Source organism: Streptomyces sp. NPDC102462, from assembly GCF_044765425.1.
GTDB lineage: Bacteria > Actinomycetota > Actinomycetes > Streptomycetales > Streptomycetaceae > Streptomyces.
In genome coordinates, this window is sequence record NZ_JBIWKB010000036.1 from 52,100 (window position 1) to 71,868 (window position 19,769).

A 19,769-nucleotide genomic window follows, 5' to 3' on the forward strand; every position below is an offset into this window, starting at 1 on the left:
GCGGGGAACGGCGCGACTAGCCACGATGATGCCGCACACGACTGACGACGGTTGCACCCCCGGAGGGGCGCGCAGGGAACTGCGCGCCAAGCCCCCACGGCGCCGCAGTCGACCAACGACGGTTGTCGCCCCCAAGCGGCGCGGCACCGTCACCGCACCCCACGGAACGATCACCGCACCGGGCGGAGCCATCACCGCACCGGGCGGAGCCATCACCGCACCCGGCGGAGCCGTCACCGCACCCCGCGGAGCGCTCAGCGCGGAGCGGCCGTAGACCCCCGAACCATCAGCTCACCCCGGATCGTCGCGATCCCCCCCGGCGGCCGCTCCTCACGCCCCATCGCGATGCGCCCCGCCCGCGCGCCGGCCTCGGCGAGCGGCAACCGGACCGTCGTCAGCGCGGGCACCGCGTCGATGCTGAACGGCAGGTCGTCGAAGCCGGCCACCGACACGTCCTCCGGAATGCGCAGCCCGGACTCGCGCAGCGCCGCGCACGCGCCGAGCGCGACGGAGTCGTTCGCGGCCACCACGGCCGTCAACGAGGGCTCCCGGCGCAGCAGTTCCAGCGTCGCCTCGTAGCCGGCGCGCCGGTCGTAACGGCCGTGCACCGTCCAGCCCGGGTCCGCGTCGACACCGGCCGCGGACAGCGCCGCGCGGTGGCCCTCCAGCCGGTGCCGGGTGGTCGTACGCTCCTGCGGCCCCGCGATGTAGCCGAGGCGGCGGTGGCCGAGCCCGAGGAGATGTTCGGTCAGTTCCCGGCCACCGCCGCGGTTGTCGAAGGTCAGGGCGACGGCCTCGGCGTCCGGCGCCGGCGGGCGCCCGCACAGCACCACCCGCGTACCCGCGGCGCTCAGCTTGCGCAGCTTCGCCGCGACCGCGGCCCCGTGTGTGGCGTCCTCGACGGCGCCGCCGGTGAGCACCACGGCCGCGGCGCGCTGCCGCTGCAACAGCGTCAGGTAGGTCAGTTCGCGCTCCGGCGACCCGCCGGTGTTGCAGACGACGGCCAGCCGTTCGCCGCCGGCGCGCCCGCCCGGCCCGCCGATCTCGTTCTGGATGGCGCTCGCCATGATGCCGAAGAAGGGGTCGGCGATGTCGTTGACGAGGATGCCGACCAGGTCGGAGGTGGCCGCGGCCAGCGCGCTCGCCGGCCCGTTGAGCACGTAGTCCAGCTCGTCCACGGCGCGCAGCACCCGCTCCCGGGTGGCGGCGGCCACCGGGTAGTTGCCGTTCAGTACGCGCGACACCGTCGCGGGCGAGACCTGGGCGCGGGCCGCCACGTCCGCCAGGGTCACCGTCATGTCGTCGTCCTCCGGTCGCGCATGTCGTCGTCAAGGGGGTGCGGTGCGCCCGGTGCCGCCGCCCCCGTGCGGGTGGGCTTCCCCCGTGGGGTCACTCCCGGTCCGGCCCCGCCCAGCGCGTCGGCCCCCCGAGCAGACCATACGGCCAACAGACCCGCCCGTTCGCCCCCTCCCGCCACCGAACGTGGACACGCCCTTGTACGGACCCCTGCTCAGAGGCTAGCTTCTCAGGATAGAAAGCGCTTGCTGCACAGACGGGCCTCGCACGCCCATGAAGGGACTGACGTGACACGCAAGACGGTGCGTATCGCCATGAACGGCGTGACCGGGCGCATGGGCTACCGCCAGCACCTCGTCCGGTCGATCCTCGCCCTGCGCGAGCAGGGCGGACTGGACCTCGGCGACGGCACCGTGCTGTGGCCCGAGCCGATCCTCGTCGGCCGCCGCGAACCCGCCCTCAGGGCGATCGCCGAGCGGCACGGCCTCGCCGATGTCGCCACCGACCTGGAGGCCGTCCTCGCCGACCCGGGCGTCGACATCTACTTCGACGCCCAGGTGACCTCGGCCCGCGAGGAGGCGATCAAGAAGGCGGTCGCGGCCGGCAAGCACATCTACACCGAGAAGCCCACCGCCACCGGCCTCGACGGCGCCCTGGAACTCGCCCGCCTCGCCCAGCAGAAGGGCGTCAAGCACGGCGTCGTCCAGGACAAGATCTTCCTCCCCGGCCTGCTCAAGCTGAAGCGGCTGATCGACGGCGGCTTCTTCGGCCGTGTCCTCTCCGTGCGCGGCGAGTTCGGCTACTGGGTCTTCGAGGGCGACTGGCAGCCCGCCCAGCGCCCCTCCTGGAACTACCGCGCCGAGGACGGCGGCGGCATCGTCGTCGACATGTTCCCGCACTGGGAGTACGTCCTGCACGAGCTGTTCGGCCGGGTCACCTCCGTACAGGCCCTCGCCGCCACCCATGTCCCGCAGCGCTGGGACGAGCGCGGCAAGCCCTACGACGCCACCGCGGACGACGCCGCGTACGGCATCTTCGAACTGGAGGGCGGCGCCGTCGCCCAGATCAACTCCTCCTGGGCGGTGCGCGTCAACCGCGACGAACTCGTCGAGTTCCAGGTCGACGGCACCGAGGGCTCGGCCGTCGCCGGCCTGCGCAAGTGCCGCGCGCAGCACCGCTCCGCGACCCCCAAGCCGGTCTGGAACCCGGACATCCCCGCCACCGAGGACTTCCGCGGCCAGTGGCAGGAGGTCCCCGACAACGGGGAGTTCGACAACGGCTTCAAGGCCCAGTGGGAGCTGTTCCTCAAGCACGTCTACGCCGACGCCCCCTACCACTGGGACCTGCTGGCCGGCGCCCGCGGCGTCCAACTCGCCGAACTGGGCCTGAAGTCCTCCGCGGAGGGCCGCCGCATCGACGTACCGGAGATCTCGCTGTGACCATCCGACTCCCGGACGCGCACGGGGCGTTGCGCACCTACGAGCCGCGCACCGAGCCGCCGGCGCCGACCCCCGGCACCCCCTTCACCTCCCGTACGGTCTTCTCGGCGGCGCACGTCGTCGCCGACCCGTACGCCGACGTGTCCCCCGACTCGCCGGCCGCCGTCGACTGGGACGCCACCCTCGCCTTCCGCCGCCACCTGTGGTCGCACGGTCTCGGCGTCGCCGAGGCGATGGACACCGCCCAGCGCGGCATGGGCCTGGACTGGGCGGGCGCCGCCGAACTCATCCGGCGGTCCGCGGCCGAGGCGAAGGCCGTCGACGGCCGGATCGCCTGCGGCGTCGGCACCGACCAGCTCACCGGCGGCTCACTCGCCGAGATCCGCGCCGCCTACGAGGAACAGCTCGCCGTCGTGGAGGAGTCGGGCGCGCAGGCCATCCTGATGGCCTCACGGGCGCTGGCCCGGACCGCCACCGGACCCGAGGACTACCTGGACGTCTACGGCCATCTGCTGCGCCAGGCCGCCGAGCCGGTGATCCTGCACTGGCTGGGCCCCATGTTCGACCCCGCCCTGGACGGCTACTGGGGCTCGGCCGACCTGGACGCGGCCACCGACACCTTCCTGGAGGTCATCGCCGCCCACCCCGACAAGGTCGACGGCATCAAGGTCTCCCTGCTGGACGCGCGGCGCGAGGTCGAGCTGCGCCGCAGGCTCCCGCAGGGCGTGCGCTGCTACACCGGCGACGACTTCCACTACCCGGAGCTGATCGCGGGCGACGAACGGGGCTTCAGCCACGCGCTGCTCGGCATCTTCGACCCGCTGGGCCCGCTCGCGGCGCAGGCGGTCCGGGCCCTGGACACGGGGGACACGGCGGGCTTCCGCGCCCTCCTCGACCCGACCGTCGAACTGTCCCGTCACCTCTTCCAGCCGCCGACCCGCTTCTACAAGACGGGCGTGGTCCTGCTGGCCTGGCTGGCCGGCCACCAGAGTCACTTCACGATGGTCGGCGGCCTGCAGTCGGCCCGTTCCCTGCCGCACCTGGCCCGCGCCTACGAACTCGCCGACGGCCTGGGCCTGTTCCCCGATCCCAAGCTGGCCGAGGAGCGGATGAAGGACCTGCTCGCGCTGTACGGGGTGCAGCGATGAGCGGCACGAACGGCGCGGACCTGGCGCGTTTCTCCATCAACCAGATGACCGTCAAACAGCTGTCGCTGCCCGAACTGGCCGAGGCGTGCGGCGCGTCGGGCGTCACCCACGTCGGCCTGTGGCGCGAGCCGGTCCAGGCGTACGGCGTCGAGGCCACCGCCAAGCTGATGCGCGACGCCGGGCTGTCCGTGTCCACTCTGTGCCGCGGCGGCTTCCTCACGGCGATCGACGCGGACGCGCGGGCGGCGGCCCTCGCCGACAACCGCCGGGCCGTCGACGAGGCCGCCGCCCTGGGCACGGACACGCTCGTGCTGGTCTGCGGCGGCCTGCCGGCCGGCTCCCGTGACCTGCGCGGCGCCCGCGAGCGGATCGCGGACGCGCTGGCCGAACTGGGCCCGTACGCCAAGGCCCACGGCGTACGGCTGGCCATCGAGGCGCTGCACCCGATGTACGCCGCCGACCGCTGCGTGGTCTCCACCCTCGCCCAGGCCCTGGACCTCGCCGAACGCTTCCCGGCCGACCAGGTCGGCGTCACCGTGGACACCTACCACATCTGGTGGGACGACACGGCGCCCGAGCAGATCGCCCGGGCCGGCGCGGGCGGGCGCATCCACACCTTCCAACTCGCCGACTGGACCACTCCGTTGCCCGAGGGCGTGCTCAACGGACGCGGACAGATCGGGGACGGCGCGATCGACATGCGGGAGTGGCTGGGGTACGTGACGGCGGCCGGGTACACCGGGCCCATCGAGGTCGAACTCTTCAACGAGGAGCTGTGGGCCCGCGACGGGGGCGCGGTGCTGACTGAGACGGCGAGGTTGTTCTTGGAGCATGTGGTGCGCTGACGGTGGAGAGGTGCGGGGCCTTTGACAGTGCCGCGCTGTGCCGTCGGGCGGCTGCGGCGTCGTGGCTGGTCGCGCAGTTCCTCGCGCCCCTTTGGGGCGCTGTTGCCCGGTCAGAAGAACACTCCGCAGCGCAGCAGTACGTTTGCGTAGGGGGTGGCCTCGCCGGTGCGGACGATCAGGTGGGTGGTCTCGGAGAGCTGTTTGAGCCGTGCGTGCGGGACCAGGGTCAGCTCGGGAAAGCGCCCGTGGAGCAGGGCGAAGGCGGCCGGGTTGGCGGCACGCACCTCGTCGGCCGCCGTCGCCCCCTCCACCACCAGCTCGTCGAACAGCCCGTCCAGCACCTCGGCGAACGACGGCACACCGGCCCGGAAGGCCAGGTCCACGACCCGTGGACCGCGGGGTGTCGGCAGCCCGGCGTCGCACACCAGCACCCCGTCACCGTGTCCCAACTCGGCTATCGCACCGGCCAGGTGCCGGTTGAGAATGCCCGCCTTCTTCACAGCGCGTCGACCTCCTGCGCGGTCGGGAACGACTCCTGGGCACCCCGCCGGGTGACGGCCACCGCGCCGACCCGGGCCGCGTACCCGGCGGCCTCGGCCAGTGTGGCGCCCGCCCCGAGCCGCCAGGCCAGCGCCGCCGTGAACGCGTCCCCGGCGCCCGTGGTGTCCAGGGCGGCCACCGGCACCGCGGGTACCCGGACGACCCCGTCTGCGTCGGCGACCAGCGCGCCCTCGGCGCCCAGGGTCACCACCACCGACCGGGGGCCCTTCGCCAGCAGGATCCGCGCCCAGTCCTCGGGCCGCTCGCTCACCTGGCCGCCCAGGATCACCTGTGCCTCGTGCTCGTTGACGATCAGCGGGTCGCAGGCGGCCAGCACCTCCTGCGGCAGCGGACGCGGCGGGGACGGGTTGAGCACGAAGCGGCCCTGTGGGGCCAGGTTCCGCACCACCTCCACGACCGTCTCCAACGGGATCTCCAACTGTGTCGAGACCACCCGGGAGGCGTGGAAGAGACTGCCGGCGGCCCGTACGTCCGCCGGGGTCAGCCGGCCGTTGGCGCCCGGCGAGACCACGATGCTGTTGTCGCCGGACGGGTCCACGGTGATCAGCGCGACCCCGGTGGGCGCGCCGCCCACCAGGACGCCCACCGTGTCCACGCCTGCCGCCCGCTGGGAGTCGAGCAGCAGCCGTCCGTACGCGTCGTCGCCGACCCGGGCGAGCAGCGCCGTACGGGCCCCGAGCCGGGCGGCGGCGACTGCCTGGTTGCCGCCCTTGCCGCCGGGGTGAACGGCCAGGTCGGAGCCCAGCACGGTCTCTCCGGCCGCCGGGCGGCGCTCGACGGAGATCACCAGGTCGGCGTTGGCCGATCCCACGACCAGGAGGTCGTAGTCGTACATCAGATTGGCTCCCTGTGCGGTGGGGTGAGGCGCGGTCAAGGCGTGGTGTCAGCCGGTGAACCCGTTCACGTTCTGCTCGGTGACGACCTTCACCGGTACCTTCACGGTCTCGTCGATCTTCTTGCCCTCGAGCGCCTTGAGCGCGTTGTCCACCGCGATCCTCCCCAACTGGGTGGGCTGTTGGGCCACGGACGCGAACAACGTGCCGTTCTTCACGGCCGTCAGCCCGTCCGGGGTGCCGTCGAAGCCGACGACCGAGACGGACCGGCCGGCCTTGGCGCCCAGGGCCTTGATCGCGCCGAGGGCCATCTCGTCGTTGGCGGCGATGACGCCCTGCACGTCGGGGTGGGCCTGGAGCAGGTTCGACATCACGTCGAGGCCCTTGGTGCGGTCGAAGTCGGCGGGCTGCTGGGCCACGACCTGGATGCCCGGATAGGACTTGAGTCCCGCGGCGAAGCCGGCTGCGCGCTCACGCGCGGCGGAGGTGCCGGCCTGGCCCTGGAGGATCACGATCTTCCCGTTGCCGCCCAGCTTCTCGGCGATCGTCTTGGCGGCGAGTTCACCGCCGGCGACGTTGTCGGAGGCGACCAGGGCGTCGGTGCGGGCGTTGTTGACCCCGCGGTCGACGGCGATCACGGGTATCTTCGCCCGGTCGGCCGCCTTCACGGAGTTGCTCGCCGCGTCCGAGTCCACCGGATTGACGATGATCGCGCCGAGCCGTGAACTGGTGAAGTTCTGCAGCTGGTTGGCCTGCTGAGAGGCGTCGTTCTGGGCGTCCGTGACCGTCAGGTCCACCCCGAGCCGCTTCGCCTCGGCCTGGGCGCCCGCCCGGATCTGCACGAAAAACGGGTTGTTGAGGGTGGACAGCGACAGGCCCACCTTCGGGTTGCCGCCGCCGGCGGACCCGTTGTGCAGGAAGGACGTCGCGCCGACGATCGCCACGGTGACCACGGCCGCGAGCGTGTACGTCGCCGCCTGCCGGCCCCTGTTGCCGCCGCCCGTGCCCGCGGCCTGCGGGCTCGCCCCCGCCTTGCGGCGCACGGTGTCGAGCAGCACGGCCAGCGCGATGACCACGCCGATCACGACCTGCTGCCAGAAGGCCGACACGGACAGCAGGTTGAGGCCGTTGCGCAGCACCGCCAGGATCAGCGCGCCGATCAGCGTGCCGGACGCCTTGCCGGTGCCGCCCGCGAGCGAGGCGCCGCCGATGACGACCGCGGCGATCGCGTCCAGTTCGTAGCCGTCGGCGGCCTGCGGCTGCGCGGAGGACAGCCGGGAGGCGAGCACGACGCCCGCAGCGGCGGCGAACACACCCGACAGGGCGTAGATCGCGAGCTTCTGCTTCTTGACGCGCAGACCCGAAAGGCGCGCGGCCTCCTCGTTGCCGCCGATCGCGTACATGGAGCGGCCGATGTACGTACGGCCGAGCACGAGCGCCGCGATCAGCCCCATGACGACCATGACCAGCACGGGCACCGGCAGCCAGCCGCCCAGCGTGTCGCCGAGGTGCGAGACGGAGTCGGGGAAGGGGATGGGGGAGCCCTGCGAGATCACCAGGGACAGGCCGCGGCCCACCGACAGCATGGCGAGCGTCGCGATGAACGGCGGCAGTTTGCCGTACGCGATCAGGAAGCCGTTGACCAGGCCGCACGCGATGCCGGTGGCGATCGCGAGGAGCACGGCGAGCACCACCGGCACCCCGTGCTGGGTGGCGCTCCAGGCGAGGACCGTGGCCGACAGCGCGGCGACCGAGCCGACCGACAGGTCGATGCCCGCCGAGACGATCACGAAGGTGACACCGAAGGCGAGGATCGCGGTCACGGCCGCCTGGACGCCGATGTTGAGCAGGTTGTCGGTCGTCAGGAAGTCACCGGACAGCGCCGACAGGGCGATGACCAGGACGATGAGCGCGGTGAGCGCGCCGTTGTCGAGCAGGAGACGGCGCAGGCCGCCCGGGGCGCCACTCGCGCCCGTCCTGCTGTTGAGCGTGTCAGTGGCCACGAGCGGCCTCCGTTTCGGTCGTGGGAGTCGTGGGGGCGGTGGGAGTGCTGACGGCGAGCGCCATCACGGCGTCCTGGGTGGCCTCGGCCGCCGCGAGTTCGCCCGCGATCCGGCCCTGGGCCATCACCAGCACCCGGTCGCTCATGCCCAGCACCTCCGGCAGATCGCTGGAGATCATCAGGACGGCGGCGCCCTGCGCGGTCAGTTCGTTGATGAGCTGGTAGATCTCGACCTTGGCGCCGACGTCGATGCCGCGCGTCGGCTCGTCGAGGATGAGCACCTTGGTGTCGGCGAGCAGCCACTTGCCGATGACGACCTTCTGCTGGTTGCCGCCGGAGAGCGTGCGCACCTGCTGCCCGAGGCCCGCCATCCGCACGCCCAGCTGCCCGGCGATCCGCTCGGCCGCCCGGTGCTGCGCCTTCCGGTCGACGAGCCCGGCACGGGTCGCGGACCGCATGGTCACCAGGCCCAGGTTCTCCTCGACGGACGCGTCGAGCACCAGGCCCTGGCCCTTGCGGTCCTCGGGCACGAGCCCGATCCCGGCCGCCATCGCCGCGTTGACGTCGTGCCGCCGCAGCGGCGCACCGGCGACCCGCACGTCCCCCTTGTCGTAGGGGTCGGCGCCGAACACGGCCCGGACGACCTCGGTGCGGCCGGCGCCGACGAGCCCCGCGATGCCCACGACCTCGCCGGCGTGCACCCGGAAGCTCACGTCGTGGAAGACGCCGTCGCGGGTGAGTCCGTCGACGGTGAGCAACGCGGCCCCGGCGTCGGCGCGCTCGCGCGGGTACTGCTGCTCGATGGAGCGGCCCACCATGAGCCGCACCAGCTCGTCCTCGGGCGTGCCGGCCGGGACCTGACCGACGCTCCTGCCGTCCCGGATGACGGTCACCCGGTCGCCGAGCGCGGCGATCTCCTCCAGGTGGTGGGTGATGAAGACCACGCCGACGCCGTCCTCGCGCAGCGTGCGCACGATACCGAAGAGCATGTCGACCTCCTCCGAGGTGAGCACCGCGGTCGGCTCGTCCATGATCAGCACGCGCGCGTCCAGGCTGAGCGCCTTGGCGATCTCGACCATCTGCAGGCGCGCGATGCCGAGTTCGCGTACACGCGCGCGTGGCGAGACGTTGACGCCCACGCGCGCGAGGAGGACTTCGGCGTCCGCCTCCATCGTCCTGCGGTCGATCATCCCGAAGCGGCGCGGCTGGCGGCCCAGGAAGATGTTCTCGGCGACCGTCAGGTCGGGCACCAGGTTGAACTCCTGGTAGATGGTGGCGATGCCGAGGCGTTCGGAGTCCTGCGCACTGTGGATACGCACCTCCTCGCCGCCGACCAGGATCCGGCCGGCGTCGGGGCGGTAGGCGCCGGAGAGCATCTTGATCAGCGTGCTCTTGCCCGCGCCGTTCTCACCGAGCAGCACATGCACCTCGCCGCGGCGCAGGTCGAAGTCGACGCCGTCGAGCGCGACCACGCCGGGGAAGGTCTTGCGAATGCCCTCGATGCGCAGCAACTCGTCCGGGTTGCTCACGGCTGGCTCCTGTTCGTTGCGGGGGACGGCTCCTGGGGAGCGGGCTCGCCGCACGAGCGGCGCACGACGAGCCGGGCGGCAAGGGTCACGGACTCGGGGGGCCGGCCCTCGATGCGGTCGACCAGGGCCCGTACCGCGGCCCGGCCGAGGTCGCCCGTGGGCTGGGCGACCGCGGTGATCGGCGGGTCGGTGTGCACGAACCACGGGATGTCGTCGAACGCGGCCAGAGCGAGGTCGTCCGGAACGCGCAGCCCGCGCGCGCGGACGGCGTCCAGCGCGCCCAGCGCCATCAGGTTGTCCGCGGCGAAGACGACCTCGGGCGGCTCGGGCAGGTCGAGGAAGCCCTCGGTGACCCGCCGCCCGCTCTCGGCCTGGAAGTCGCCCTGGCCTATGTAGGCGTCCGGGAGGGGGATTCCGTACTCCGCCAAGGCGGCCCGGAAGGCCTCGACGCGCTCGCTGCCGGTCGTGGTGGCCGCGGGGCCCGCGATGATCGCGAGCCGCCGGTGCCCCAGCGCCTGCAGATGGGCGACCAGATCCCGGATCGCCGCGCGCCCGTCGGCCCTGACGACCGGCACGTCCACTCCCGGGATCCACCGATCGACGAACACCATCGGCGTGCCCGCGCGGACGGCGTCCAGCATCAGCGGCGAACCGCCGTCCGTCGGCGAGACGAGCAGCCCGTCGATCCGCCGGTCCCGCAGGGTCCGCACATGGTGGTCCTGGAGGTCGGGCCGCTCGTCGGCGTTGCCGATGATGACGCTGTAGCCGAGCGCACGGGCCTCCTCCTCGACGGAACGGGCCAGTTCGGTGAAGTACGGGTTCAGTACGTCGCTGATGACCAGGCCGAGGGTGCGGGTCTGGTCGGTGCGCAGGGAACGGGCGACGGCGTTGGGCCGGTAGCCCAGGCGGTCGACGGCGGCCAGCACACGGGTGCGTGCGTCCGCGCTGACCGACGGGTGATCGTTCAGGACGCGCGAGACCGTGGCGACGGAAACCCCCGCCGCGGCGGCGACGTCCTTGATGCTCGCCATCGCCGTTCCACCTCCTTGTGGACATGCATGGAATCGATTACATCGACACGTACGGAGGATTGGAAACGATTACACGACTCACGCGCAACCCCCCAAACCCCTCCGAAACCCAATCGTGACCCGGGCCCCCTCGGCGCGGAGGGCCCCGGAGCCACGCCCACCACCTACCCGGCCGCCCCGCCCCTCGCCTGCTCCAGCACAGCTGAGAAAGGCCCGGCCCGAGTCGACGCCGACCGAAGGCCGCACCGGGCGCGAGCGGTGTGCGGTTGGGAGCGGGCCGGTCGGGAGGGCGTGTTGGGCGCGGAGGACGGGCGGTCGGGAAGGCGCGCCGGGTGTGAGGGTTGTGCGGTTGGGGGTGGGGGCGAGGGGGCCGGTTGGGATGCTGCGTCAGTTGGAGGGCGGGCGCACCGGCCGTGAGCTGAAGGCGACGTGAAGGGCGCACCGGGACCGAGGGCGGCGGTTGCCAGGGCGCGCCGAGCGCGAGGCCGGCGGTTGTCAGGGTGCGCCGGGCGCGAGGGGCGGTTGGGAGGGCTAGTTGGGCCGGAGGATGCGTTGGGCGCGAGGGGTGGCCTGAAGGACGCGTCGGGCGTGACGGGTGAGCGTTGGGAGGCACGTCGGGCGTGAGCGGGCCGGTTGGTGGGCCTGCGGGGCGGTCAGGGGCTAGGAGAGACACGCCCGCCACCTACGCGTCCCGCCCGCACCTCACCCCACTTCGCCCCAGGCGAGCAAGAACCGGGGCCGAGCCTGCGCCAGCCGGAGAGTGTGTCGGGTGTAAGGCGGGCCGGTCGGGAGGGCCTGCTGGGCCGGGGGCGTGCCAGTTGGGGGGAGGGCCTGTTCGACCGAAGGCCCACGACCGCAGCTGTTGGGTGCAGTTGTCCCACCCCCGCCATTTCCACCTGGGCCTTCACAACCCACCCCGGGTCATACGCACCAATCACCCTCAACTGCCGCAGCAACCCCTACCCCCAGGCCCGCAAGTCACCGACCCACCCGACGTGCGCCCTTTGTGCCGCGAACCGCCCACCTGCCCACGGGCGGTGAGCCGCCAATTTTCCCCGGCGCGCTGTCCCCTGACGCGTGGCCCGCTGTTCCACCGGCGGTGAGTCGCTGATCTCAGCCGGAGTGTGCTGTCTCCTGATGCGCTGCCCCGCTGTCCCACCGGCGGTGGGCCGCTGAACTCACCCGGCGTGCAGGCGAGACGCGACCGCGCCCCCGACCCCGGCCCACGCCGTATCCCGCCCGAGGGCTTCCCACCGGGCCACCGCCCACGCGGGCGGCCCGAGATTCCCCCGGCTCAGTCCTGAACGAACAGTTCGCCGGCGTCCGTGGCGTGGACGGCTCGTCGGCCCCAGGTGTCGAGCTGGTCGAGGTCCGCGCAGGCGTTGACCCGGTCACGAACGGCTTGCGATACCGGGATCCCGCGCGACCTCAAAATGAACAGGATCGCCTCACGCGCCGCTTGGACACGCACTTCTTTACGGCCTTCTTCTCGCCCTTCCTCACGTACCTGTTCGGCGAGCGGGTGTCGCCAGAAATACTGGATTGCCATGATCAAGTCCCCCGACGTGTGCTTGGTGGATGACGATGCGGGCCACCCGTGACGCGAGTGGCCCGGCGGTTCACTTACTCATTCTTGGGTGAAGAGTTCGGCGGCGTTTGTGGCGTGCGTGGCTCGCTGGGCCCATACCTCAAGTTGGTCCAGATCGGTGCAGGCGTTGACCCGATCGCGAACCACGTCGGTCACGGGGATCCCACGCCATTCGAGGATATTGAGGACCATCTTGCGGGACCCTTGGACGTGCCCCTCTACGCGCCCTTCTTCACGCCCTTCCTCACGTCCTTCTTCACGCCCTTCTTCACGTACCTGTTCGGCCAGCGGGTGTCGCCAGAAGTATTGGATCGCCATCAGCAAGCCCCCCGACGTTTGCTGGGTAGATGACGATGTAGGCCACCCGTGACGCGAGTGGCCCGGCGGTTCACGTACTCAGTCCTCGGTGAAGAGTTCGGCGGCGTTTGTGGCGTGCATGGCTCGCTGGGCCCATACCTCAAGCTGGTCCAGATCGGTGCAGGCGCTCACGCGCTCGCGGACGGCTTGGGGTACCGGGATTCCGCGCCATTCGAGCATGCGCAGGACCATCTCGCGGCGTTCTTGGATGCGCCCTTCCTCACGTACCTGTTCGGCCAGCGGGTGTCGCCAGAAGTACTGGATTGCCGTCATCAAGTCCCTCCACATCTGCTTCGCCTGGGGATCGGCCAGGCATGAGTCGACGAACTGCACGAAGACCGCGGCACTGTCGGAGTCGACGGTCCGCAGGGCGGCTGCCAGGGATTCCAGTATGACGGCGGCCTGCGGTCCCCGCCCGTGTGTCATCGCCGACAACACCGCAAGGGGTACGTCCCGCTCGGCCTGCCGTTCGTCCGCGATCACCGGCACGTTGTCCGGGCCCAGCACCAGCGGCCGTACGGTCAGCGACTCCCACCCGGGGAAGCCGAACCGGATGGGCTTCGACGCCCATTTGGCCGTGGCGCTGTTCTGGGTGATGACGATGAGCACGGGCTCACAGCGGTACTTCTCATACAAGTACGACAGGTAGTAGGGCCAGCTGCCCCGCTTCCGGTCGTCCGCCTTCCCCTGCGACTCGACCACGAGGAGGAAGGTCCCCTCGTCCGTCTCCGCCCGCAGCAACGTGTCCACGCGCCGCTCGACCGGTTCGATCTCCGTGAGGTCCACATTCAGCGCGGCGATCTCCCGGGGCTCGGGGAAGGGTACGTGCAGCACCCGCTGTAGCGCCCGGGTCAGCAGGGCCGGATCCTTCTGGAAGATCCGGTGCAGCGCCTCGTGTGACGAGCCGACCATCAGCTCTCCTTTCCGTACGACGAGATCAACGAGCCGGGCACAGCGTCGGCACGGCCGGACGCGCCGTAGATCGTCTTCGCTGTGTCGCGGCCGACCCTGCCGCGCCCCCTCGCGGCGCTTTGCCCACCGCATCGGGTTCTCGCCGCCCCTCCTCAGGCCGCCGCGAGTTCGCACCACACGTATTTGCCCCGGTTGCCGTGCCTGGTCAGTGGTTGCCAGCCCCAGAGGTCGGCGCAGGCCCGGACCAACGCGAGCCCGCGGCCGTCCTCCGACTCGGTGGCCTGGTCCAAGCGGCATGGTGGTTCAGGAGGTTCGGGGTCGGCGTCCCATGCCCCCAGTCGCAGCACGCCCGCCGACCAGCGCACGCGCAGAGCGGCTGGCCCCTTCGTGTGCCGTACGGCGTTGGAGACCAGTTCCGTCGCCAGCAACTCCGCGACGTCGACCAGGCTGATCAGGCCGTGGACGGTCAGGATCAGGCGGAGGGTGCGGCGGCTGACGGTGACGGCACGCAGGTCGTTCGGGATGTACAGGCAGTACTCCCAGGGTTCGGGCACGTTTTCGGGCATGCGTCAACTCCGGTTCGGTGGTGGGGTTCGGAGCGCTGCGAGTTGGGCGGGCGGTGGCATTGCCGCAACCGTCGTGGCAGGACGGAGCGGTGCGCTTCCGGTGCCCCGGCATTTCCGCAGCGTGTGCGTCGCGTCACCGACGGTAGATCTAAATCTAGAGATTGGGCAAGCTGGTTCGCGTAATCTGACGCCCAACGGGTCGCGCTCATGCGCGCGTTCAACAAGGAGTGGTCGAGAATTTTGAGGCGCGAACCAACAGCACGTCAGAAGCGTTTGGCGGCAGAGCTGCGCAGACTCCGTGAAGCGGCCGGTCTCAGCGCCCGCCAGGCGGCTGCGTTGCTCGGAGTGAGCCCGGCGCAGATCACCCACATCGAGTCCGCGCTCGCAGGTGTGAGTGAGAAGCGACTCCGCCGACTTGCCTCCCATTACGCATGCACGGATGAGGCATTCATCAATGCTCTGGTCGCCATGGCCACCGACCGGACACACGGCTGGTGGGAGCAGTACCGGGGTCGGTTGCCCACGTCCTTCCTGGACCTGGCCGAGCTTGACCACCACGCCTCACTCCGACATGACGTAGGGATCCTGTTCGTGCCCGGCTTGCTGCAGACGGAGGACTACGCGCGCGCTGTGTTCTCGGCCAGAGTGCCCGAACTCCCCGAAGAGGAGCTGGAATTGCGCATCCAGCACCGGATTGAGCGCCGTGTGATCATCGAGGGGGCCACCCCCATTCCGTACGTGGCGGTGATTCACGAGGCAGCGCTACGGATCAGGGTCGCCGACCGTACCGTCGCACGGGCGCAACTCGCCCGGCTTCTTGAGTCTTCCGAGGCGGACAACGTCACCCTGCGCGTTGTTCCTTTCGACCTGGACGGCTTCGCCAGAGCCTCCACGACCATGACGTACGTGGGTGGTCCGCTGCCCAGGCTGGACACTGTGGTGCGCGACGCACCCCACGGCTCGGTCTTCATCGATTCCGAAGCTCAGCTCAACGCCTATCGAACGCGTTTCCGTAAGGTGGAGGCTGTGTCACTCGGTCTCGACCGGTCGCGTGACTTCATCCACAAGCTGGCGAAGGAGCTGTGAGGCATCCCATGACCACCCCTGGCAACTGGCGGAAGTCGTCCTACTCCGGTGAGGGCGACGGCAACGACTGCGTCGAGATAGCGAACTCGCCCACCCACATCGCCATCCGCGACTCCAAGACCCGCGCCCACGGCCCCCTCACCTTCCCCACCCCCGTCTTCACGGCCTTCCTGCAAGCCCTCAAGGAGCACCCCCGCCCCTGAACACCCCTGCTGACAACTACTCGCCGGGATCGTGCGCCCGGCGCAGGAACTGCCCCGGGACTTCGAGGAGTAGCCCCGAAGGCCCCGTCACCCCCGACCACGCCCCTCCGCGTACCTCCGCGAGCGGCGCTGTCACAGCTCGGCGGTACGGTCGGAGGCATGGTGCAGCAGGCGGGGAACCCCACCGAGCGGAAGCTCGCCGTACTCGAAGGCGTGCTGGAGCGGATCACGTACGCCAACGAGGACAACGGCTACACGGTCGCGCGCGTCGACACCGGCAGGGGCGCAGGCGACCTGCTCACCGTGGTCGGTGCGCTGCTCGGCGCGCAGGTGGGCGAGTCGCTGCGGATGGAGGGCCGCTGGGGCTCCCACCCGCAGTACGGCAAGCAGTTCACCGTGGAGAACTACACGACCGTCCTGCCGGCCACCGTCCAGGGCATCCGCCGCTACCTCGGCTCGGGCCTGGTCAAGGGCATCGGCCCGGTGTTCGCCGACCGCATCACACAGCACTTCGGACTGGACACGCTGCGGATCATCGAGGAGGAGCCCAAGCGGCTGATCGAGGTGCCCGGTCTCGGCCCCAAGCGCACCAAGAAGATCGCCGACGCCTGGGAGGAGCAGAAGGCGATCAAGGAGGTCATGCTCTTCCTGCAGACCGTCGAGGTCTCCACCTCCATCGCGGTGCGCATCTACAAGAAGTACGGCGACGCGTCGATCTCCGTGGTGAAGAACCAGCCGTACCGGCTGGCGGCGGACGTGTGGGGCATCGGCTTCCTGACCGCCGACAAGATCGCCCAGTCCGTGGGCATCCCGCACGACAGCCCGGAGCGCGTCAAGGCGGGCCTCCAGTACGCGCTGTCCCAGTCCACCGACCAGGGCCACTGCTTCCTGCCCGAGGAGCGGCTGATCGCGGACGCGGTGAAGCTGCTCCAGGTCGACACCGGCCTGGTCATCGAGTGCCTCGCCGAGCTGGCCGAGCCGCCGCAGGACGGGTCGGACCCGGGCGTCGTACGGGAGAAGGTGCCCGGAGCCGACGGCGGCGAGCCCGTCACCGCGGTCTACCTCGTCCCCTTCCACCGGGCCGAACTCTCCCTCGCCGCCCAGCTGCTGCGCCTGCTGCGCACCGACGAGGACCGGATGCCGTCCTTCCGGGACGTGGACTGGGACAAGGCCCTGGGCTGGCTCAAGGGGCGCACCGGCGCCGACCTCGCGCCGGAGCAGGAGGCGGCCGTGCGGCTGGCGCTGACCGAGAAGGTCGCCGTCCTCACCGGCGGCCCCGGCTGCGGCAAGTCCTTCACGGTCCGCTCCGTCGTGGAGCTGGCCCGCGCCAAAGGGGCCCGGGTCGTGCTGGCGGCTCCCACCGGCCGCGCCGCCAAGCGGCTGGCCGAGCTGACCGGCGCCGAGGCGTCCACCGTGCACCGGCTGCTGGAGTTGAAGCCGGGCGGTGACGCGGCGTACGACAAGGACCGCCCGCTCCAGGCCGACCTGGTCGTCGTGGACGAGGCGTCCATGCTGGACCTGCTGCTCGCCAACAAGCTGGTCAAGGCGGTGCCCCCGGGCGCCCATCTGCTCTTCGTCGGGGACGTGGACCAGCTGCCCAGCGTCGGGGCCGGCGAGGTGCTGCGGGATCTGCTGGCCGACGGCAGCCCGGTCCCGGCCGTCCGTCTCACCCGGGTCTTCCGGCAGGCCCAGCAGTCCGGTGTGGTGACCAACGCGCACCGCATCAACTCCGGGCAGCACCCGGTCACCGACGGCATGAAGGACTTCTTCCTGTTCGTCGAGGACGACACGGAGGCGGCCGGACGCCTCACCGTGGACGTGGCCGCGCGCCGCATCCCGGCCCGGTTCGGCCTCGACCCGCGCCGGGATGTGCAGGTGCTCGCGCCGATGCACCGCGGCCCGGCCGGCGCCGGCACCCTCAACGGGCTGCTTCAGCAGGCCGTCACGCCGGGCCGTCCCGATCTGCCCGAGAAGCGGTTCGGCGGCCGGGTCTTCCGTGTCGGCGACAAGGTGACCCAGGTTCGCAACAATTACGAGAAAGGCGAGAACGGCGTCTTCAACGGCACCGTGGGCGTGGTGACCTCGCTCGATCCGGTCGATGAGCGGCTGACGGTGCTGACGGACGAGGACGAGGAGGTGCCGTACGAGTTCGACGAACTGGACGAGCTGGCGCATGCATACGCGGTGACCATCCACCGCTCGCAGGGCAGCGAGTACCCAGCGGTGGTGATCCCGGTCACCACGGGCGCCTGGATGATGCTTCAGCGCAATCTGCTGTACACGGCGGTCACCCGGGCCAAGCGGCTGGTCGTCCTCGTCGGTTCGCGCAAGGCGATCGGCCAGGCGGTGCGCACCGTGTCGGCCGGCCGGCGGTGCACGGCCCTCGACTTCCGGCTGGAGCACAGAAAATGATCGATCAGTTGAGTCGGGAAGGTCACAGAGCCCTTCCCGACGGGCCGGCAACGGGGCAGGATGAGCAGGTTGGCGGCACTGAGTGCCGCCAATAAGCCCAATGGTCGACCCCGAGTGCACTCTCCTGAGCCAAATGGGGGATGGTAGAGACAGTCAGGGCACCTCGAAGATGAGGCACTACGTCGGTGAGGGAAGACGTGAGCGACAACTCTGTAGTACTGCGGTACGGCGACGGCGAGTACACCTACCCGGTGATCGACAGCACCGTCGGCGACAAGGGCTTCGACATCGGGAAGCTCCGCGCCCAGACCGGTCTGGTGACTCTGGACAGCGGTTACGGCAACACGGCTGCCTATAAATCCGCCATCACCTACCTCGACGGCGAGGCGGGCATCCTGCGCTACCGCGGCTACCCGATCGAGCAGCTGGCCGAGCGCTCCACGTTCCTGGAGGTGGCGTACCTGCTGATCAACGGTGAGCTGCCGACCGTCGACGAGCTGACCACGTTCAAGAACGACGTCACCCAGCACACGCTGCTGCACGAGGACGTCAAGAACTTCTACACGGGCTTCCCGCGCGACGCCCACCCGATGGCGATGCTGTCCTCGGTCGTCTCGGCGCTGTCCACGTTCTACCAGGACAGCCACAACCCGTTCGACGAGAAGCAGCGCAACCTCTCCACCATCCGGCTGCTCGCCAAGCTCCCGACGATCGCGGCGTACGCCTACAAGAAGTCGATCGGCCACCCGTTCGTCTACCCGCGCAACGACCTCGGCTACGTCGAGAACTTCCTGCGTATGACCTTCTCGGTGCCGGCGGACGAGTACCAGCTGGACCCGGTGGTCGTCTCCGCCCTCGACAAGCTGCTGATCCTGCACGCGGACCACGAGCAGAACTGTTCGACCTCCACGGTCCGTCTGGTCGGCTCGTCCCAGGCCAATATGTTCGCGTCGATCTCCGCGGGCATCAACGCGCTGTGGGGCCCGCTGCACGGCGGCGCCAACCAGTCCGTCCTGGAGATGCTGGAGGGCATCCGCGACTCCGGCGCCGACGTCGACACCTTCATCCGCAAGGTGAAGAACAAGGAGGACGGCGTCCGCCTGATGGGCTTCGGCCACCGGGTCTACAAGAACTTCGACCCGCGCGCCAAGATCATCAAGGCCGCGGCGCACGATGTGCTCTCGGCCCTCGGCAAGGACGACGAGCTGCTCGACATCGCCCTCAAGCTGGAGGAGCACGCCCTCTCCGACAGCTACTTCGTCGAGCGCAAGCTCTACCCGAACGTGGACTTCTACACCGGCCTGATCTACCGGGCCATGGGCTTCCCGACGGAGATGTTCACCGTCCTGTTCGCCCTCGGCCGGCTGCCGGGCTGGATCGCCCAGTGGCAGGAAATGATCAAGGAGCCGGGGTCCCGCATCGGCCGCCCGCGCCAGATCTACACGGGCGTCGTCGAGCGCGACTTCGTGCCGGTCGAGGCGCGCTGACACCTGCTGCAAGGAGCGCCGCGGCCCTGGGGGCCGCGGCACGCCTGTGTCCGCGGAGCGTGACGAAAAGCAGAAGGCGCCCTGGAACGCCGGTCCCCCCACGGGCCGACGACCAGGGCGCCTTCCCGTGTCCCGGTGCGGATTCCCCCCACGGGATCCGGCCGGGCGCTTGCGAAAGCAGCGCCTGAATCGCTGCGTGAGCACAACGAGCAAAACCCGCCGCACTCCAGTGATGCGGTGCGATCTGCCGGGACCCGCACGGTCGGGGTGGCCGCTCAAAGCTCCCCGCTGCACGTGCCCCGGCAACGCATCTCTGAGGAAGTCCCCCAAGACATCCTCAGATGCCGGCCGACGCCCCCCAAGACGCCGACTGACATCGCCAACTTAGACCGTCGAACCCCTTCGATGGTTACGTTCACATCACTGTGATCTGCGTCTCTTGCATATGTCCCTAAAATACGCAAGAGCCCCAAT

16 protein-coding genes and 1 pseudogene are annotated in these 19,769 nt (G+C 70.6%); 7 read left to right on the forward strand and 10 right to left on the reverse strand.

All coding sequences use genetic code 11. The features are described 5' to 3' along the window. Positions 1-254: 254 nt before the first annotated feature. Positions 255-1,298 (reverse strand): LacI family DNA-binding transcriptional regulator, encoded by a 1,044-nt coding sequence (locus tag ACIRFL_RS27625; RefSeq protein WP_404033610.1) that lies wholly within the window; start codon positions 1,296-1,298, stop codon positions 255-257. Between the two features lie 285 nt (positions 1,299-1,583). On the opposite strand from ACIRFL_RS27625, the gene ACIRFL_RS27630 reads away from it, so the two are divergent. The 3 genes from ACIRFL_RS27630 to ACIRFL_RS27640 are packed head-to-tail and all read left to right on the forward strand — an operon-like array spanning position 1,584 to position 4,728. Next, positions 1,584-2,735 carry a Gfo/Idh/MocA family protein gene (locus tag ACIRFL_RS27630; RefSeq protein ID WP_404033612.1) on the forward strand — a complete coding sequence of 384 codons (1,152 nt, stop codon included), beginning with the start codon at positions 1,584-1,586 and terminating at the stop codon, positions 2,733-2,735. Further along, positions 2,732-3,883: a dihydrodipicolinate synthase family protein gene (locus ACIRFL_RS27635; RefSeq protein WP_404033614.1), complete on the forward strand. Its 1,152-nt coding sequence runs from the start codon at positions 2,732-2,734 to the stop codon at positions 3,881-3,883. The genes ACIRFL_RS27630 and ACIRFL_RS27635 overlap by 4 nt, the downstream gene beginning before the upstream one ends. Then, on the forward strand, positions 3,880-4,728 hold the full coding sequence (locus tag ACIRFL_RS27640) for a sugar phosphate isomerase/epimerase family protein (RefSeq protein WP_404033616.1): 849 nt from the start codon (positions 3,880-3,882) through the stop codon (positions 4,726-4,728). Before ACIRFL_RS27635 ends, ACIRFL_RS27640 begins: the two co-directional genes overlap by 4 nt. Positions 4,729-4,838: 110 nt before the next feature. Here ACIRFL_RS27640 and rbsD read toward each other — a convergent pair whose 3' ends face one another. From rbsD to ACIRFL_RS27685, 9 genes and pseudogenes are all read right to left on the reverse strand, one after another. Further along, on the reverse strand, positions 4,839-5,228 hold the full coding sequence (rbsD, locus tag ACIRFL_RS27645; RefSeq protein ID WP_404033618.1) for a D-ribose pyranase: 390 nt from the start codon (positions 5,226-5,228) through the stop codon (positions 4,839-4,841). Beyond that, entirely contained in the window at positions 5,225-6,124 is a 900-nt protein-coding gene (locus ACIRFL_RS27650) for a ribokinase (RefSeq protein ID WP_404033620.1), read from the reverse strand. The genes rbsD and ACIRFL_RS27650 overlap by 4 nt, the downstream gene beginning before the upstream one ends. Before the next feature lie 48 nt (positions 6,125-6,172). Next, positions 6,173-8,125: a substrate-binding domain-containing protein gene (locus ACIRFL_RS27655; protein ID WP_404033622.1), complete on the reverse strand. Its 1,953-nt coding sequence runs from the start codon at positions 8,123-8,125 to the stop codon at positions 6,173-6,175. Further along, entirely contained in the window at positions 8,115-9,653 is a 1,539-nt protein-coding gene (locus tag ACIRFL_RS27660) for a sugar ABC transporter ATP-binding protein (protein WP_404033624.1), read from the reverse strand. Before ACIRFL_RS27660 ends, ACIRFL_RS27655 begins: the two co-directional genes overlap by 11 nt. Then, positions 9,650-10,684 carry a LacI family DNA-binding transcriptional regulator gene (locus tag ACIRFL_RS27665; RefSeq protein ID WP_404033626.1) on the reverse strand — a complete coding sequence of 345 codons (1,035 nt, stop codon included), beginning with the start codon at positions 10,682-10,684 and terminating at the stop codon, positions 9,650-9,652. The genes ACIRFL_RS27660 and ACIRFL_RS27665 overlap by 4 nt, the downstream gene beginning before the upstream one ends. Before the next feature lie 1,294 nt (positions 10,685-11,978). After that, positions 11,979-12,233, reverse strand: a complete 255-nt coding sequence (locus tag ACIRFL_RS27670) for a hypothetical protein (protein ID WP_404033628.1) — start codon at positions 12,231-12,233, stop codon at positions 11,979-11,981. A gap of 78 nt (positions 12,234-12,311) precedes the next feature. Next, a pseudogene (locus ACIRFL_RS27675) lies at positions 12,312-12,587 on the reverse strand (hypothetical protein); the annotation flags it as partial. 81 nt (positions 12,588-12,668) lie between these two features. Further along, on the reverse strand, positions 12,669-13,541 hold the full coding sequence (locus ACIRFL_RS27680; protein ID WP_404033630.1) for a hypothetical protein: 873 nt from the start codon (positions 13,539-13,541) through the stop codon (positions 12,669-12,671). A 152-nt stretch (positions 13,542-13,693) separates the two neighbouring features. Further along, positions 13,694-14,107: an ATP-binding protein gene (locus tag ACIRFL_RS27685; protein WP_404033632.1), complete on the reverse strand. Its 414-nt coding sequence runs from the start codon at positions 14,105-14,107 to the stop codon at positions 13,694-13,696. 207 nt (positions 14,108-14,314) lie between these two features. On the opposite strand from ACIRFL_RS27685, the gene ACIRFL_RS27690 reads away from it, so the two are divergent. From ACIRFL_RS27690 to ACIRFL_RS27705, 4 genes are all read left to right on the forward strand, one after another. Continuing rightward, complete coding sequence (locus ACIRFL_RS27690; RefSeq protein ID WP_404033634.1) at positions 14,315-15,193, forward strand: helix-turn-helix domain-containing protein; 879 nt, start codon at positions 14,315-14,317, stop codon at positions 15,191-15,193. Positions 15,194-15,201: 8 nt separating this feature from the next. Beyond that, positions 15,202-15,396: a DUF397 domain-containing protein gene (locus ACIRFL_RS27695; protein WP_404033636.1), complete on the forward strand. Its 195-nt coding sequence runs from the start codon at positions 15,202-15,204 to the stop codon at positions 15,394-15,396. 159 nt (positions 15,397-15,555) lie between these two features. Beyond that, positions 15,556-17,808 carry an ATP-dependent RecD-like DNA helicase gene (locus ACIRFL_RS27700; protein WP_404033638.1) on the forward strand — a complete coding sequence of 751 codons (2,253 nt, stop codon included), beginning with the start codon at positions 15,556-15,558 and terminating at the stop codon, positions 17,806-17,808. A gap of 197 nt (positions 17,809-18,005) precedes the next feature. Beyond that, complete coding sequence (locus tag ACIRFL_RS27705; RefSeq protein WP_404033640.1) at positions 18,006-19,295, forward strand: citrate synthase; 1,290 nt, start codon at positions 18,006-18,008, stop codon at positions 19,293-19,295. Positions 19,296-19,769: the final 474 nt, after the last annotated feature.

Coding starts and splice junctions, on each gene's coding strand:
- ACIRFL_RS27625 (WP_404033610.1), bottom strand. CDS start 1,298: ATGACGGTGACCCTGGCGGACGTGGCGGCCCGCGCCCAGGTCTCGCCC.
- ACIRFL_RS27640 (WP_404033616.1), top strand. CDS start 3,880: ATGAGCGGCACGAACGGCGCGGACCTGGCGCGTTTCTCCATCAACCAG.
- ACIRFL_RS27650 (WP_404033620.1), bottom strand. CDS start 6,124: ATGTACGACTACGACCTCCTGGTCGTGGGATCGGCCAACGCCGACCTG.
- ACIRFL_RS27665 (WP_404033626.1), bottom strand. CDS start 10,684: ATGGCGAGCATCAAGGACGTCGCCGCCGCGGCGGGGGTTTCCGTCGCC.
- ACIRFL_RS27670 (WP_404033628.1), bottom strand. CDS start 12,233: ATGGCAATCCAGTATTTCTGGCGACACCCGCTCGCCGAACAGGTACGT.
- ACIRFL_RS27680 (WP_404033630.1), bottom strand. CDS start 13,541: ATGGTCGGCTCGTCACACGAGGCGCTGCACCGGATCTTCCAGAAGGAT.
- ACIRFL_RS27685 (WP_404033632.1), bottom strand. CDS start 14,107: ATGCCCGAAAACGTGCCCGAACCCTGGGAGTACTGCCTGTACATCCCG.
- ACIRFL_RS27690 (WP_404033634.1), top strand. CDS start 14,315: ATGCGCGCGTTCAACAAGGAGTGGTCGAGAATTTTGAGGCGCGAACCA.
- ACIRFL_RS27695 (WP_404033636.1), top strand. CDS start 15,202: ATGACCACCCCTGGCAACTGGCGGAAGTCGTCCTACTCCGGTGAGGGC.
- ACIRFL_RS27700 (WP_404033638.1), top strand. CDS start 15,556: ATGGTGCAGCAGGCGGGGAACCCCACCGAGCGGAAGCTCGCCGTACTC.